11 protein-coding genes and 1 other annotated feature are annotated in these 15016 nt (G+C 41.3%); of the genes, 4 read left to right on the plus strand and 7 right to left on the minus strand.

Features of this window, described 5'->3' with window-relative positions; all coding sequences use genetic code 11:
* Window positions 1-5: 5 nt before the first annotated feature.
* A complete protein-coding gene (locus tag WCV65_RS14535) occupies window positions 6-1535 on the minus strand; it encodes a hypothetical protein (RefSeq protein ID WP_338777424.1) in 1530 nt (509 codons plus the stop codon).
* A gap of 137 nt (window positions 1536-1672) precedes the next feature.
* Here WCV65_RS14535 and WCV65_RS14540 point away from each other — a divergent pair, with 137 nt between their 5' ends.
* The 3 genes from WCV65_RS14540 to WCV65_RS14550 are packed head-to-tail and all read left to right on the plus strand — an operon-like array spanning window position 1673 to window position 4561.
* Window positions 1673-2197: a prepilin-type N-terminal cleavage/methylation domain-containing protein gene (locus WCV65_RS14540; protein ID WP_338777426.1), complete on the plus strand. Its 525-nt coding sequence runs from the start codon at window positions 1673-1675 to the stop codon at window positions 2195-2197.
* Window positions 2181-2798 carry a prepilin-type N-terminal cleavage/methylation domain-containing protein gene (locus tag WCV65_RS14545; RefSeq protein WP_338777428.1) on the plus strand — a complete coding sequence of 206 codons (618 nt, stop codon included), beginning with the start codon at window positions 2181-2183 and terminating at the stop codon, window positions 2796-2798. Before WCV65_RS14540 ends, WCV65_RS14545 begins: the two co-directional genes overlap by 17 nt.
* Window positions 2799-2815: 17 nt before the next feature.
* Complete coding sequence (locus WCV65_RS14550) at window positions 2816-4561, plus strand: hypothetical protein (RefSeq protein WP_338777429.1); 1746 nt, start codon at window positions 2816-2818, stop codon at window positions 4559-4561.
* A gap of 46 nt (window positions 4562-4607) precedes the next feature.
* Here WCV65_RS14550 and WCV65_RS14555 read toward each other — a convergent pair whose 3' ends face one another.
* From WCV65_RS14555 to WCV65_RS14570, 4 genes are all read right to left on the minus strand, one after another.
* Window positions 4608-6272: a vWA domain-containing protein gene (locus WCV65_RS14555; RefSeq protein WP_338777430.1), complete on the minus strand. Its 1665-nt coding sequence runs from the start codon at window positions 6270-6272 to the stop codon at window positions 4608-4610.
* Between the two features lie 158 nt (window positions 6273-6430).
* Window positions 6431-8140 carry a sensor domain-containing diguanylate cyclase gene (locus tag WCV65_RS14560; RefSeq protein ID WP_338777431.1) on the minus strand — a complete coding sequence of 570 codons (1710 nt, stop codon included), beginning with the start codon at window positions 8138-8140 and terminating at the stop codon, window positions 6431-6433.
* 78 nt (window positions 8141-8218) lie between these two features.
* The gene (locus WCV65_RS14565) at window positions 8219-9538 is read right to left on the minus strand and encodes a folylpolyglutamate synthase/dihydrofolate synthase family protein (protein ID WP_338777432.1); all 1320 of its coding nucleotides are present in this window, start codon (window positions 9536-9538) and stop codon (window positions 8219-8221) included.
* Between the two features lie 62 nt (window positions 9539-9600).
* Window positions 9601-12246 (minus strand): valine--tRNA ligase, encoded by a 2646-nt coding sequence (locus WCV65_RS14570; RefSeq protein ID WP_338777433.1) that lies wholly within the window; start codon window positions 12244-12246, stop codon window positions 9601-9603.
* A gap of 45 nt (window positions 12247-12291) precedes the next feature.
* Window positions 12292-12525, minus strand: a binding site (T-box leader).
* A gap of 161 nt (window positions 12526-12686) precedes the next feature.
* Here WCV65_RS14570 and WCV65_RS14575 point away from each other — a divergent pair.
* Entirely contained in the window at window positions 12687-12878 is a 192-nt protein-coding gene (locus WCV65_RS14575) for a hypothetical protein (protein ID WP_035405347.1), read from the plus strand.
* Between the two features lie 21 nt (window positions 12879-12899).
* On the opposite strand, the gene ysxE is transcribed toward WCV65_RS14575, so the two are convergent.
* Both ysxE and spoVID read right to left on the minus strand, forming a co-directional pair.
* Complete coding sequence (gene ysxE, locus WCV65_RS14580) at window positions 12900-13916, minus strand: spore coat protein YsxE (RefSeq protein WP_338777435.1); 1017 nt, start codon at window positions 13914-13916, stop codon at window positions 12900-12902.
* Between the two features lie 64 nt (window positions 13917-13980).
* On the minus strand, window positions 13981-14997 hold the full coding sequence (gene spoVID / locus WCV65_RS14585) for a stage VI sporulation protein D (RefSeq protein WP_338777437.1): 1017 nt from the start codon (window positions 14995-14997) through the stop codon (window positions 13981-13983).
* Between the last annotated feature and the right edge of the window lie 19 nt (window positions 14998-15016).

The raw sequence follows: 15016 nt of genomic DNA on the forward strand, positions 1-15016 counted from the left end.
TAGATTCATTGTTGCTGCTTTTTCGTCCAGGATAGCTGTTCTTTTAAGTATGGATAGGATTCCAGATATTCCATTGCTTCCATATAAACATTTTGAAATTCTATTTCCTGTCCCTTTTCCTCTAAATAAGTTAAATATAATTGCACAAAAACAAAATATTCCCGGATTCCTATAGTAGAAGTCAGCACCTTATCCATTATCGCATTAAATTCATAGCCAAGAGAAGTTTCTTTTAACTCAAGAAGCTGATTGTATAAAACTTCTAGAAATTCATCCGGCATCGATTTCTGAATAGATACAGCTTCTTCAAGAGGTTGTTCCACTTCTCGCTCTTCATAAGCATCTCCCGAATCGCCAGTGTCAGTGTTTTCTTCGATATCTTGAACATACAGTTCAGGAATTTGCAGTTCAGCTGCTTTTTCTTCAACAGCCTCCTCTTGTTCAAATTCCTCTTCAGCAGATTTACTATCAGAATCAAATGCCATGACAGATTCTGCTTCAGCCGCTTTTCCAACAGAAAGTTCTTCTTCGTCAGAAATGGCGTCATTCGTAATGGGCTGAAGTACATCCAAGTCCAAATCATAAACCGGAAGATCGTCCTTAACAGCATCCTCTTCAAACCAAGAAGCAAAACCCTTCATTTCTTCGTCGGTTATTTCTGCTTCTCTTTTCTCTGTTTCTTCCTCGGTGAAGTCTATTTCCGGCTCTCCTGCAAGTTCCATTAAAACGTCAGCAGCACTTACTGGAGCAATTTCCTTTATTAAAACAGCATCTTTTTCTGATATAGAATTTAATGAGGTTCCCTCCCCGGTATCGAGGTTGTCGTATAGGCTCTCCTCTTTTTCCTGATCAAAATTATTTTCCGAAAGTTCCTCTAAGAAGCTTCGGCCATTTAATGAATCTAAGTCTTCTTCATCCACTGTAACACCGGATTCTTCTTCATCTGGATGACTCTCAAACCACTCTTCCAATAACTCTGGATCAGAGTCAAATGGAACAGAAGTTTCCGTTTTGTCAGCAAATTCTTCCTCGCTTGAAGCAGTTTCTTCAATATACCAGTCGGTTTCAAGGATTTCTTCATTTTCATCTTCCACGAGGCTACGCTCCTGATCATCAGGTTTTTCTTCAAACCAATCAAGATCAATTATTTCATCCTCGTTTGTTTTTACATCATCATTCTGATTATGAAATTGCTCATACTCAGGATACTGATTGCTTTCTTCTCTTTCGAAAGGAGATTCTTCGTACAGATCTTCATCTGTATGATCATAACCCTCAGCAGCAAGAAATTTTGCTCCTTTTTGATGAATAAAATAGGCTGCCATTCCGAGCAATAATGCTGTTACGAGAACAGACTGCCATATAGGCATAACCTGAGATCCCGCTAAGTACATCAAAGCCAATAAAAATGAAACGGCTGTAATCAGCCACTTTCCTTCCGCTCTTAGTGGGAAGGGGATCAAAAGAAATACAGGAACCCAAATCAGCAAACCTGCAAGTAAGTACAAAATAAAATTCCAACTAATAAAATCCAATTTATCACCTCAGCCGAAAGATTCATGCATAAAGAACTATTAATCAATTAAACGTGTAAAAAAATCCCTGAAATGGACAATATTCGACTATCATTTATTGTATAATAAACTTATTGAATTTGAAAGAAGGGAATCATATGTTTGAGAGAATTATTTCTTCCGATCAAAAAGGATTTACATTAATAGAAGTACTTATTTCCATTACTATTTTCAGTGTCCTGACCATCGGAATGCTGCAATTTTTCAATCAGGCATTAAATTTTTCCAATAAAAATGAAGATAAAACACTTGGCATTTATGTAGCCCGAAACATGATTAATTATATGGAAAAGCAAAGCTTTAGTAATATAAATAGTTTTTATGTGAAGGAGACCGGGGCAACGGTCATTGAATCCCCTTCTTGTGAAAAGGATACGCTGGCAAATGGAGAAAAGGTACTGAATCAAACAGAGAAGATTACGCTTAACGGAAAAGAAACAACAAGATGTGCATTAAATTTTACTCCAATATTAAATAACCGCCAGTTTTCGGTAAAGGTTGAAGTTAAAAGACATACTGATGAAAAACTGCGGAATTCATTGATCCCCGTCAACGTGATCGTTTCATGGGATAACACTAAAACACAGCTAGAGGGGTACATTGCCAATGAAAAAAACCGCTGATAAATGGAACAATGATCGTGGGATGACACTGATCGAGGTTTTAGCCGTGTTAGTGATATCAGGAATTGTGATAACGGTTTTTTATAATGTCTTTATTATGGGTATTAAAACCTATGAAAAAACCAGTGTAGAGGTTCAACTGCGGGATGAGGCTGATTATGTGCTGTCCGACCTATTAGATGTTGTGAATCAGTCGAAAATCGACAATGCTGAACTATGTTCTACAGAGCAAAACGGTACCCCCTGCCTGCGTTTTGTTCAAAACAAATCAATCGAGAACAAGGACGGAATTTTTATTGAGCAGAAATCTTCAGAAATCACCACAACAACTTTTATTTTTGGTAAAGAGGTCAAGAAAATAGTTGATCAAAATGGAAAAAAAGAAACTGCCATTCTTACACAATCTCCCTACGAATTACTTGTACCTGTCAAGCCGGAGGAATCAGCAAATATCTTCTGTATTGAAAAGTCAACAGACGGATCTGGCTCCTGCAAATCCGGACTAATAGAAATGTCCATTCAAATTCAAAATGTTAACTTCACCGAAGAAAAAAATATGACGGTTAAACCAATGACACTTAAAAGCCAATTTGGATTCTAAGCATGGAGGAAACGAGTATGTTAAAAAATCAAAAAGGTCAGGCGTTACTAACCGTAATGGTCGTTTCCCTTGTATTCACCGTACTCGGGCTGACTATAGTGGCGGGGTCTCTAGGAGGAACGAAACGAACGGAAATAAGGGTTGGGGACATTGAGCTTACAGCGAAAGCTTCAAGAGCTTTAAATGAGGTCATTGCCCAGTTTCGAAATAAAGTAACGGATCAATCGCAATTTAAGCTAACCAGTGTAACGGATATTGCAGCTATTAATGCAAGACTTGGCACATTAAAATCAGATTTATTGCAGAGCACTTCAATATCCGGCCAGGATAATCCATTAAAAATAGAGGATTTAACTACACTATATAAAATAAATGCTACTAAGTATTTAACAAGAGCCTATGAATTTTCCTATACAGCAAAAGATGGGAACCGAAAAAAAACCGTTACAAAAAAAGTGTTTCTCTCCCCCACCCCTTCTTTTTTAAATTACGCTGCCGGCACCGGTCCTAATGGAGAAATGTACTTGAATGGGGCGTCTGAATTTAATGGAAATATCTATACTGATAAATTACAAACAAAAAATATAGCCCAATACTATGACGCTTCATCCGTTAACGGAGTGCCTTCTTCCAAGGACACCAGATATCCAAAGGTTAATGGCAAAGCAATTATACGGACAAGCATTAACGGAAAAACAAATCTTTCTGATTATACCCTTTTAAAAACGTATTTTGAGGAGAATTCCAACACTGTTTTTCAAAAGGATACAGAGGATTACATTCCCGTAAATTTTGAAAACACCCTCGCCCAGATCCTGAACAAGGTCGGTTCCGTCACTGATTTTACAGAAAGCGCCTTTCAATCTGAAGAAGCTATTTCAGCTGCTATTTCAAAATTAGTAAAGCCTTGTGAAACAAATTTACTTGCATGGCTATTTTCTTCAGCGCTGCCAGTACCATCTAAAGGATCATGCTCCAATTCTTTAAAACTAATAGATGATCAGCTAAGCAACCTAAATGAAATTAATATAATTAATAAAAGCCAGGGACAGAACATTATTTATACAGATATAAAGAAAAAGGGACTTAAAAGCTACGACATTTTAAAAAACCTTGTGCCATTAACGATTCAAACAAGCTTTGAGCTTGCCGATGAAAAATGGATGATAGTAAACGGAGACTTAGAAATATTAGCAAGCACTGACACTCCAATAATACTATCAGGCAATCTTTTCGTCACCGGCAATTTAACGATAAAAGGAAATCAGACAAATGCTTCAGGAAAGCCAGAAACAATTGAGGATGATGAGGTACTCGCAGACTCCACTGTTTACGTACTTGGTAAAACCTCTATCTCTAATACAAACATAAAAGGTATACAGGGTAAACAGCTCGTCGTTATGTCACATGGAGACTTATCCGTCTCCAGAATTAACGAATTTAAGGATCGTGATCAAATTGAACCCCTTGATGCTTTCCTATATACGGATGGCGCCGCCGAGCTTTACGGAGTGGGCTCTATTTTCAACATTAATGGGGGGATATTCGCTCGGGATAGCCTGACAATCAATGCCATTAGGCAAAATTCTATCACCCGTGCTCAGGTGCTTAAAAATTATATTCAAGATCCCGTTATACAAAAAAACCAGGCTTCGAGATTTTCCGTAACTCACGATCCGAGTGTCCTTATTGACCAAATGGATGCTCTTCCAAGAGTAGATAAGTACCAGGTTATTATGGATGATACTTTAATTAACAGGTAATAAGTAAGGCCTTCCCGGATGGGAAGGCCTTTTATCTTGAATCATTTCACCATTTGAGTCCATTTGAATTATTCGGATCCTCTACAATGATGGTTCCGGCAGCATTCAATTGAGTTTGACCATCTTTAACAATCGCTTCAATTGAATCAAAACCTTGTGTAATGCCAGTTGCCTTGAACAAACCATTTTCAACAGACAGCTTAAATGCATTTGTCGGTCCTTTTTTCATGCTTTCAATATATTGGTTCGTTGCATCAAGCGGATCAAATTTAAGGTAAGAATTAAGTACCACTGTTTCGCCTACATTAATTTTAATTGGGGCAAAGACTACACCTTTAACAGGAATTTCGGATACGGTTATTGTAACTTTCTTGTTAAGTGTATAATCTCCTCCATTGAAGACAATCTCAAAGTCTATCGGATAGGTTCCGCTTTTTTTAAATGATAGCGGCAGCGTGTAACTAAGCTGACTTGGATTAGGCTTCGGATTATACTCAATTGTTGGAAGAGTCATTTTGTACTGGCCATTTGATAGCTTTGTTGCTTGAGAGCTTTGCTGCAGCGATGCCCCGTCCGGTAAATTGAACAATACGTATCCGTTCGATAAGACTGGTTTTGTAGAAGAGATATTTTTTGAAATTGTTTGGAATATACTCACAATATCGTTACCGACAGCATTAATGGCCTCCCCTTTGCTCTTTATTGATATGTCTTCCAATAAATCCATATCAATCTGGGCTCCATTCCGTGCATCGCCAAAACCTATAGAATCAAGGATGATACCCTTGTCAGCGATTAGCTGAGCTTGTTCATTAATGTGAGTGGTAATATCAGCCTGGACCGCTCCTGATGTTTTTTGTTCAATATAATACTTGCCGTTATGCTCTACGACTACGTAATTTCTGCCTGGATTTGTATCAAAATACTGCTTTTTCTGACCTGTAATACTTTGGCTTCGGTTGGTTGAATCTCCTATGACGTAAGTGCCATCCTTAAAATAAGTTACGAGATTTGACCAATACTTGCCTGCTAACGAACTGTAGCCGAATCGGCTGTAGTAATCATTCACTTCGATAAATTCTTTATATGATTTATTAGTTTGAATCACTTTTTCTGAATTGGTAGGCTTACCATCCGTCATAAATATTATATATTGTTTTCGGTTTGGGGAATCCTTTCCCTGTTCCAAAATCAATCTCGCCTTCTCAAGGGAGTTGGTGTAGTTCGTTCCACCTTCCGCTTGCATAGCTGTAACCTTAGTCGTTATTTCAGCTGTGTTAGAGTTCAAAACAAATTGGGAGTTCGCATCACTGACTCCGGAATCAAATGCGACAAGTGCGAAACGGTCTTTAGTTGTTCTGCTGCGGTTATTTTCGTTAAAAGTAGTAAGCGCTGCGGCCATAGCATCTTTTGCATGGAGCATTTTCGACTTGCCGTTAACAAGTTCATTCATCGAACCGGACTTATCGAAAACAAAGACTACATCAATAGGCGATCTCTCCGTCTTCGGAGCTTCTCCTTTAGGAGTTACTGTTATTAGAATAGAAGAAGATGCATTTGCACCAAAACCAATTTGTGTCTTATCCGGAGTAGCACTCACCGAAGACTCAATCGATATGCCAGCTTCAGCAGAAGCAAATTGACTAGGTAATATGAATTGCGAAATAACCAGCGACATTAGTAAAATAGCGGCAAATATCCGTTTAATCATCGGAATGCTCCTCCTATAGACTCATCATAAATGTAAAACTTTGTCTTGACATTCACATTATACCAAATTAATTGAATGATATAATCATTTTTTCCTATAAACTGAATATTAATTTTTCGACAAAAAAACCGGACCTTTTCAGACCGGTTCATTTATGCTTATTTTGTGTATCCAGCTACTTTATTCCTGCCTGCTTGCTTGGCCCCTGTGTACATGGCCCTGTCAGCATGGCGGACGAGGGACAACGCATCATCTGCATCAAACGGAGCTTGGGCAATACCGATGCTTGCTGTGATAAAGATCTGCTGTTTAGACTGCCCCTCCAAATCCTGTTCAATAAGAAAAGGCTTGCCTGCAATTTCATTCCTCAGGCCTTCTGCCAGGGCGAGAGCTGCATTTCTATCCGTTTCGGGCAGCAGGACTACAAACTCTTCCCCGCCGTACCTTGCTGCTGTTCCCTTGCTTCCGAAAAATTTCTCGATGCGGTTTGCCAGCTGGGTCAGTACTTCGTTTCCAGATTGATGTCCGTACGTATCATTGACCTGTTTAAAGTGATCAAGGTCGAGAAGAATCAGAGCCAGCTGAGATAAGGTTCCGTTTTTAATTCTTTGAAATTCTCTTTCCAGCTCCGTTTCCATAAAACGATAGTTATACAGGCCGGTTAACGAGCACCGAATGGACTGCTTAACTGTTTCTTCATGGTACCGGGCATTTTCAATGGCTACAGCGAGATGAGCAATCAGCAGATTCACGATCATTAGCTGATGGTTTTCAAATTTCCTTCTTTTATTCGAAGCCAGAATGACAACGCCTACCACTTGCTGATGCCGGAAAACCGGAAAAGCCATCATACTTTGGGCTGCTTTAGGGATGTACTTGCTCAGGTGGTCCCACTGCGTTCGTTTATGAAAGAGAAAACTCTTCTTTCTCGCATACACATACCCGCTGATTCCTTCATTTAATGAAACGGATTTTTCCGGAGATTTTTTATGTTTTCCATCCTCAATTTGACGAATAATTTTAAGGGAGGTCTGGTCCACGACATCGATGATATAAGCATAATCAACCTGAATCATATCCGTTATTTTTTCGAGAAACACATCCAGAACATCATCGACTTTCAATCGTTCTGTTAGCTGATAACCGACTTCACTTGCTTTTTGCAAATAGACATTGATATGCTTCGCGACATAGTAATGATTCAGCATGATGGAAATCACAACGATTGGAAGTCCTACATAAAAAAGAGCCAGGGAACCAAGCTGTCCGTATAGGACATAAAGAATAAATCCAAAAGGGGATACAATGCTTGCGGCAAATGCTTCCCATAGGAAATCTCTTGAAAAGAAAGGGGCTTTTCTTTTGTAAATATATCTCCAAATGATGTTGTTTAAAATTAAGTGATTCACAAAAAGGGATACCACGACGTAAATAAGGATACTTGCAATAAACCAAAGTGTCAGTTCCTGAGAGCCATGCCCTCCGTCCATCCATTCATATACTGCACCGCTCACTAAGGAGATGATCATGAACATGAGAAAGTTAACAGGATACCTGTACAGATCCTTCCAGCCGATGCGCAATCTCAAAAGGAGAACAATCATTGCAAACTGAATCATGACCATTTCTGCAAACAATCCAAAGTATAAAAAGACAGCAAGTGAAACACCTTCTACAAAAAAGACGGGTGTGCCATTTACTACAATGGGCATTAAAGCTACCGCACACATCAGGATGAGGAAAAGAAACAAGTCCTTTACCGATTCTCCTGCTATATCAGGCGGCCAGATTTGATACGTTAAATATAAGATAATTGGCGAAATAATAGCCCATGTTAACCATAAGGTGATCTGCAGACGTTTATCCAACGCAGCCCCTCCTTCAGCCGTCCTCTGTTTGTTCTATATTTTAGCAAATTTTCTGACGGTTGTGTTAACTTTTTAGGTCTATTCGCCTAAAATTTTCTTTTCAGCTGCCAGCAGATATTGTCGAACCTGAGAAATAAAGTACAAAGATCCGCATATAATCAGCATTTCATCGCTTTTTAGCTTCTTAGGAAACTCATTTAAAAATGATTTCCAATCTGCTATTATTTTTTTATTTTTTGTCCGGCAGGCGTTGTAAAGGGATGTGCTGGAAGCAGCCCGGGGAAATTCAAATTCGGTAAGATAGAGATAATCCGCCGTTTTTTCTAATTCATACAGCATTCTGTCATATTCTTTATCCTCAAGCGCCGTAAATAGCATATGAATGGTTTTATCGCTCTCGTGACCCTTTAATGTTTTCGTCAGACTTTCCACACCTTCAAGATTATGTGCACCGTCTATAACGATAAGAGGGTAGCGGCTGATTACTTCATATCTCCCGCTCCATTTTGCAGTATATAATCCTTTTCTGATCTGTTCATCTGATAGCTGAATGAGCCCTTTTTCTCTTAATAGGGAAAGCGCGGCGAGCGCAACCGACGCATTCATGGTCTGATGAACTCCGAACATGGTAATTTGGAGATCCTCCCAGTTTCCAAATGGAGAGGTAAAAGAGAATGTTTCACCTTCAGTGTGTGACTGAACCTCACTTGTTTGAAAATCATCACCTAATACGTACACTTCGGCATTTTCATCCGCCGCTTTCTTCCGGATCTGTTCAAGCCCTTTGCTTTTCTCCACACCTGTCACAACCGGAGTCTTCCATTTAATTATTCCGGCTTTTTCAGACGCAATCTCCTCAATCGTATCCCCAAGGATGTTCATATGATCATATCCCGTATTTGTAATAATGGATAGGATCGGTTCTGCTATATTCGTAGAATCCAGTCTTCCTCCAAGGCCGGTTTCAAGCAGGACATAATCAGGACGATTGAATTCTCCAAAATAAAGGAAAGCCATAGCCGTAATGATTTCAAATTCTGTCGGTGCTTCGTTTGTTTCTGCTTCCACTCTTTCTGCCGCAGGTTTTATAGCATTTGCCAGCCGGACAAGGTCATCATCGCTGATTGGATATCCATTCATGCTAATCCTTTCATTAAAGGTCTCCAGGTAAGGGGACGTAAAGGTACCTACCTTATACCCCGCTTCATTTAATATGGACCTCATATAGGAAACCGTTGAACCCTTCCCGTTCGTACCTGCTACATGGATGACCGGAATTCTTGTATGAGGATTCCCGAGTTTCTCCATCATTCCAATCATGCGGTCTAGACCTGGTTTAATTCCGAACCTTAATCGGGAGTGAATCCAATTCAGTGCTTCTTCATATGTATTCAGCATCTTACCACCTCACTAGGATAAAAAAGCAGGTGACCATCCTGATGATGATCACCTTAAAAGCTTTAGCCTTTCAATTCTGCAATTCTCGCCAAAACGGAATCCCGTTTTTCGACGTATTCTTTTTCCTTCGCACGCTCTTCTTCAATGACCTTTTCAGGTGCCTTCTTCACAAAGCCTTCATTCCCCAGTTTCTTCTGGACACGTTCTACTTCCTTCGTCCATTTATCCAGTTCTTTTTCAAGGCGTTTTATTTCTTCTTCCATATTAATTAAGCCTTCTAGCGGAAGAATGAGTTCTGCCCCCGTCACGACGGCTGTCATCGCTTTGTCCTCCGATGGCAAATCTGTTCCGATTTCAAGCGAGCTTGGGTTGCAGAAGCGTTCCAGGTAAGAGCGGTTGTTCTCAAGCTGATGTGTTACTTCTTCTTGCTTCGTTTTGATTTTCAGCTGGATTTTTTTGCTCATAGGCGTATTTACTTCCGCACGGATGTTCCGGACTGAACGGATAATTTCCATCAGCAGCTTCATATCGCTTGCCGCCTGATCGTTGCTTAGCTCCTGTTTTACTTCAGGCCATTTGGCAACCGTAATGGATTCTCCTTCATGCGGAAGGCTCTGCCAGATTTCCTCTGTGATAAACGGCATAATCGGATGCAGCAGTCTCAGAGTCTGATCCAGTACGTGAGCGAGAATGGATCGAGTCGTATGCTTTGCCGCCTCGTCTTCCCCGTACAATGGGATTTTAGCCATTTCAATGTACCAGTCACAGAAGTCATCCCAGATAAAGTTGTATAGAACACGGCCGACTTCTCCGAATTCATAGCGGTCAGCAAGCTTCGTTACTTGTTCAATGGTTTCGTTCAGGCGTGTTAGAATCCATTGATCCGCTACTGATTTTTTCCCGGTTATATCGATTTGATCGAATGTCAATCCTTCCATGTTCATCAAAGCAAAACGGGATGCGTTCCAAATTTTATTGGCAAAGTTCCAAGTGGACTCAACCTTTTCAAAGCTGAAGCGCAAATCCTGTCCAGGCGAGCTGCCGGTTGCAAGGAAGTACCGCAGCGAATCGGCTCCGTATTGGTCGATTACTTCCATCGGGTCTACACCGTTTCCTAGAGATTTACTCATTTTACGGCCTTGATCATCTCTTACAAGTCCGTGAATCAGAACATCCTGGAATGGACGCTGCTCTGTAAACTCGAGACCCTGGAAAATCATCCGCGATACCCAGAAGAAAATAATATCATAGCCGGTTACAAGAACATCAGTCGGGTAGAAGCGCTGATAGTCAATGGATTCAGTGTCCGGCCAGCCCATTGTCGAGAACGGCCAAAGTGCGGAGCTGAACCATGTATCGAGTACGTCTTCATCCTGCTTCCAGTTTTCCGGATCGAATGGAGGCTCATGTCCAACGTGAACCTCACCCGTTTCATTGTGATACCAGGCTGGAATGCGGTGTCCCCACCATAGCTGTCTTGATATACACCAGTCTCGGATATTTTCCATCCAGTGCAGGTATGTTTTTTCAAACCGCTCCGGAACGAAATTGACTTTTTCGTCAGAGGATTGGAGTTTAACTGCTGCATCAGCCAGCGGCTGCATTTTCACAAACCACTGTGTGGAAAGATAAGGCTCAACTACAGCACCGCTTCGTTCGCTGTGTCCAACTGAGTGCGGATGATCTTCAATATTGAAAAGAATACCATCCTCCTGCAGATCCTTCACAATTTGCTTGCGGCAGGCAAAACGGTCCATTCCTTCATATTTGCCTGCTTTATCATTCATCGTTCCATCTTCGTTCATAACGAGAATGCGAAGCAGATTATGCCGGTTTCCAATTTCAAAGTCATTCGGATCGTGGGCAGGTGTAATTTTAACCGCTCCAGACCCAAAATCCATATCCACATAATCATCAGCAACAATCGGAATTTCTCTGCCGGTAATTGGGAGAGTAACCATTTTTCCAATCAGGTGCTTATAGCGCTCGTCCTCAGGGTGAACCGCTACTGCTGTATCCCCAAGCATCGTTTCCGGACGGGTTGTTGCAATCTCAATATGCCCGGATCCGTCTGTAAGAGGATAGCGCATATGATAAAACGCACCCTGAACATCTTTATAAATAACCTCAATATCAGAAAGAGCTGTTTTCGTTGCCGGATCCCAGTTAATAATGTATTCGCCGCGGTAAATCAGTCCTTTGTTGTAAAGCGTGACAAATACTTCCCTAACTGCTTTTGAAAGCCCCTCATCAAGAGTAAAGCGTTCACGGGAGTAATCCAGCCCTAGTCCAAGCTTTGACCACTGCTCGCGGATATGGGAAGCATACTCTTCCTTCCATTTCCACGTTTCTTCAACAAATGCTTCGCGTCCAAGATCGTACCGGGATTTACCTTCTTCTTTTAGCTTCGCTTCAACTTTCGCCTGTGTCGCAATACCGGCATGATCCATTCCCGGAAGCCAGAGCACGTCATACCCCTGCATGCGCTTCATCCGAGTCAGAATATCCTGAAGGGTTGTATCCCAGGCATGTCCGAGGTGGAGCTTTCCAGTTACGTTTGGCGGAGGGATTACAATTGTGTAAGGCTGTTTTTCCTGGTCATTTTCTGCCTCAAAATATTTTCCGTCCAGCCAAAATTGGTAGCGGTTCTGCTCTACTGCATTTGGATCGTATTTCGTTGGCAGATTGGGCTGCTGATTTTCATTCATTTCCGGTTCCTCCTAAAAATTGACAAAATAAAAACTCCTCCCATCCAAAAGGACGAAAGGAGCTGATTTCGCGGTACCACCTTTTTTCATGGGAAAATAAAGCCTGCTCCCATGCTCTTAGACGAATTAACGGCCTGCGCCGGCTTTCCCTACTTAATCGTTCAGGAAAACTGCTCAAGGGCGACCTTCCAGTTCCGCAATCCTGAGAAATCTTTCAGCAGATGATTTCCCTCTCTTTAGGCGCGGTATGCCTGTACTCTTCCCTATCCATGCATTTCAACATATTCTTTTCATGTTCTATCCATAATAGTATTATAAAAATGTTTTTTTCGTCAACATCTTCCCCGTTTTTTTATATTTTTATACTCGAATCCAAGGCAAGCACACCCGGGACATATGTACATAAACTGATTATAACTCATAATGGGAGGTGAATACGAATGCGAAAACGGTTTAATTCCTACACAGTACCTCCTTGGGTTAAAGAGCTGAGGGTGACTGCCGTACAATTTATCATTCCGATTACGATTTTTCAGGGTATACGGACTCTTCTTTTCCCCACCGGCTTTGATGTTCTTCTCCTTGCTGCTCTGATTTTCCTCGCGTTAGCTTTTCATATGGGCTGGCTATAGGCACAAAAAAAGAGGGACCTGTCATCCCTCAGCCTGTGCTTCAGCCTTTTTCTTATTTTCAATATCGACAAGCCGCATCACAAAGTATTCGTTATTTTTAAAATACCAGTACGCTTTTATCAAATCCCTGTTTTGCTGAAGCTGGGATCTTTTATCTCTTTGATCCCCAGGCGATAGGACAGCCCGGTATAGTGCCTCAGGATAGGATAAGTAACTGATAAAAAGCGGCATCTCTTCCTCCCTAAACGGAAAATCCTTTTGATAGGTATAAAACCAATCCACACATTCCTCACAGCGGATTGGATACGTATTAAACGTTTTATAATAGAATTGGAGGAGATCATTCATCGGCGCCGCTCGATGGGCTTTTTCAAAATTGATTAAGTAGCTTTTCTCACTGGAATCATACACTACATGCTGAACGGACAAGCTCCCATGAATAATTGAAGTCCTTGCCGTCTCTTTTTCTTTCATGGCTTCATTCCATTCCTCGAGCCTTTCAATTGCAAAATCAGTTGCCCTAGCAGCTTCAACGAAGTACGTGACAGCCTGAAGCTCAAACGGGGAAAGATACCATTGTTTTTCACATTTTTCTACATACGCTTCATACGCGTTTTTTTGGTCTTCCCAGTTTTTTTTGGTGGCTTCAAAACTCGCTTCCGCTTCTCCGCCCGTTAATTTGACTTCCTGCAGCGTTCTTCTGTGAAGCTTTGCTGTCTCTTTAAATAAATAATCATGTCTTGCACTGCGTTCATCAGACTGTGAATCCGGGAGCCAGGGCATGAGATAATAGTAATCCTCTCTTCCGGATGTAACCAGCTGATTATGCAAGTTGCGGTAGATGGGAATAAGATTCGTATAGCCTGCTTCATAAACAGAACGGACCCGCTCCGCAAACTGGGCGGATCTTGAAGCTCTCAGCTTTTTTAAAGCAAAGGTTCCCTGAGGGGAATACACTTTAATCAGCCGCGGACTATGCTGTTCCGCAAATTCAAGTTTTACCTGGTACTGATCAAGAATTGCCTGTAAGTCCTCCATTGGTTTCACCACTTATTTGTTTGATGATGAAAAAAAGCTGAGGAGCCTCAGCTTTAAACTGCCTTTACTTGCTGCTGGCGTATTGGGGAATGTAAAGTGTCTGCCCTTCATAGACCTCTTTATCTGCTGGAAGATGGTTAACCCTGATTAACTGCTGCGCGGATAAAGCGTAGCGCTCGCAAATAGAATCAATGGTTTCTCCCTGCTGCACGATGCAAATCTTAAGCCTGGTCAGTTCTTCATCTTCCTCACGGCCGAACAATTTTGTCAGCAATAACGAGTTTTCACTTTGTGCACCTGCGGATGCTTGCGGTTCTCTTGCTTCCGACCGGTGATCAGCTGACACTTCTTTACCTGCAGGTTCTTCATACAATGGCTGGATTTCCTGATATTCAAAGGACTGTTTTCGAACCTCCACATCAATCTCCGGATATTCTTCTTCAGCCTGTTCATCCAATAGCGCCTCTTCTTCACTTCTGAAGGCATAAAGCTCCTGGAAAGCCGCTTCTTTTTCCTCTTCCGTTCTCACATCTGCTTCGTGCGTTTCTTCATCTGCATGCTGGACAGCTTCACTCCTGTAAAGAGCTTCATGAGACTGCTCCGCTTGCTCTTCCCGAACTTCATGAATTGCTTGTACCTCTTCCGATTCCCTGCTATTTTCACCTATACCTGTTATAGACAAGTCCGCAAACAGCTTTAAGCATTTCGCTTCAGGCAAATCGTAATCAAACGAATCAATGGACACATAAACATCTTCAATCTTTTCAATTCTGTTTTTAGGAATCGTGATATCGACTGGAAACCGGTGCAAAAGCTCATGCGTGCCGTCATCCCTGACATGTACCTCATTAACAAAGCGCGCTGCTGAAAATTCAAATTCCTTATCGTCATTCTCCGGATTCAGAACCGCACGATATTCTCCCGTCAGCTGAAGGGCTCCTCTAATGGAAACATACTGATCATGCTCTTCAATCGCTATATTCGGATCCAGGGATATCGATAAAAGTTCAAACACTTCCTGTCCTTTTTGAAACCAAACAGACTCTTCTACAGAAAATCGCAATGCTGCATCCTGTGACAAGCTGTTTTCCTCCCTTCTT

It is taken from the genome of Metabacillus sp. FJAT-52054 (genome assembly GCF_037201815.1).
Taxonomy (GTDB): Bacteria; Bacillota; Bacilli; order Bacillales; family Bacillaceae; genus Metabacillus_B; species Metabacillus_B sediminis.

Coding starts and splice junctions, on each gene's coding strand:
- WCV65_RS14540 (WP_338777426.1), top strand. CDS start 1,673: ATGTTTGAGAGAATTATTTCTTCCGATCAAAAAGGATTTACATTAATA.
- WCV65_RS14570 (WP_338777433.1), bottom strand. CDS start 12,246: ATGAATGAAAATCAGCAGCCCAATCTGCCAACGAAATACGATCCAAAT.
- ysxE (WP_338777435.1), bottom strand. CDS start 13,916: ATGGAGGACTTACAGGCAATTCTTGATCAGTACCAGGTAAAACTTGAA.
- WCV65_RS14555 (WP_338777430.1), bottom strand. CDS start 6,272: ATGATTAAACGGATATTTGCCGCTATTTTACTAATGTCGCTGGTTATT.
- WCV65_RS14575 (WP_035405347.1), top strand. CDS start 12,687: ATGCGAAAACGGTTTAATTCCTACACAGTACCTCCTTGGGTTAAAGAG.
- WCV65_RS14545 (WP_338777428.1), top strand. CDS start 2,181: ATGAAAAAAACCGCTGATAAATGGAACAATGATCGTGGGATGACACTG.
- WCV65_RS14550 (WP_338777429.1), top strand. CDS start 2,816: ATGTTAAAAAATCAAAAAGGTCAGGCGTTACTAACCGTAATGGTCGTT.
- WCV65_RS14565 (WP_338777432.1), bottom strand. CDS start 9,538: ATGCTGAATACATATGAAGAAGCACTGAATTGGATTCACTCCCGATTA.